Raw genomic sequence first — 1,316 nt, forward strand, 5'->3', positions numbered from 1 at the left:
CCGCCGAGGTGGAACGGCCAGCCCGCGCCGAGCAGCAGGCACAGGTCGACATCGGCGGCCTCGGCGACCACGCCCTCGTCGAGCAGGGCGCGGATCTCCTCGGCGAGCGCGGCCAGGGACGCCTCCCGCACCTGCTCGCCGGTCAGCACCGGGGTGTCACCGCCGGCCGCGGACCTGATCAGCTCGGCGGCCTCGGGGTCCACCCGCTGGCCGTCGGGGCCCCACGTGTAGACGCTGGTCCTGCCGGCGGCCACCAGCCGGCCCAGGCCCTCGGTGCCGGGGAAGCGGTCCGGGTAGGCGGCGTGCAGGATCTCGGCGACGTGCAGGGCGACGGCGGGCCCGACCAGCCCGAGCAGCACCAACGGTGACATGGGCAGGCCCAGCGGCTCGAGGGCCTGGTCGGCATCCTCCACCGGGGTGCCGTTGTCGATGGCGGCCAGCACCTCGCCCATGAACCGGGTGAGCAGGCGGTTGACGACGAACGCGGGCGTGTCCGTGGTGAGCACCGCGTTCTTCCGCAGCTTCTTCGCGACCGCGAGCGTTGTCGCGATCGCCGCGTCGTCGGTCTGCCGGCCCCGCACCGCCTCGACCAGCGGCATGATCGCCACCGGGTTGAAGAAGTGCAGCCCCGCGACCCGCTGCGGATGCGCCAGCACGGACGCCATGTCGCTGACCGACAGTGCCGAGGTGTTGGTCAGCAGCAGGGTCTCGGGGGAGACGACCGCCTCCAGTTCGGCGAACACCCGCTGCTTGACCGCGAGATCCTCGAAGACGGCCTCGATGACCAGGTCGGCGTCGGCGTAAACGTCCTTGGTCAGCGAGCCGGTCACGGCGCCGTGCAGCCGGGAGGCCTTGTCCGGGGAGATCCGCTTCCTGGTCAGCAGGTTGTCGATCTCCCGGTGGACGGTGGCGAGGCCGGCGTCGAGCCGGTCCTGGTCGATGTCGGTCAGCACCACCGGCACTTCCAGGCGCTGCGCGAACAGCAGCGCGAGCTGGCCGGCCATCAGCCCGGCGCCGACCACGCCGACCTTGGTCACCGGCCGGGCCAGGGCCGGGTCCGGCCCGCCGGCCGGGCGTTTCGCCCGCTTCTGCACCAGATCGAAGGCGTAGAGGCTGGCGGCCAGCTCCTCGCTGACGGCGAGGTCGGCCAGCGCCTCGGTCTCGGCCGCGTAGCCGGTGTCCCGGTCGGCGGTCTCGGCGAGCGCGATCAGGTCCAGCGCCAGGTAGGCGGCCGGGGCGGCGCCGTGCAGCTTGGCGTCGGCCAGCGCCCGGCCGCGGGCGACCGCGTCCGCCCAGACCGCGCCGCGCCGCACCGG

The 1,316-nt window shown here is 74.1% G+C and carries 1 protein-coding gene; it reads right to left on the reverse strand.

The features are described 5' to 3' along the window. A partial coding sequence (locus tag NBW84_RS13025; RefSeq protein WP_250284912.1) for a 3-hydroxyacyl-CoA dehydrogenase family protein occupies positions 1-1,316 on the reverse strand: 1,316 nt, incomplete at both ends.

Origin of the sequence: Protofrankia sp. CiP1_Cm_nod2 (assembly GCF_920664355.1) — a bacterium.
Taxonomy (GTDB): Bacteria; Actinomycetota; Actinomycetes; order Frankiales; family Frankiaceae; genus Protofrankia.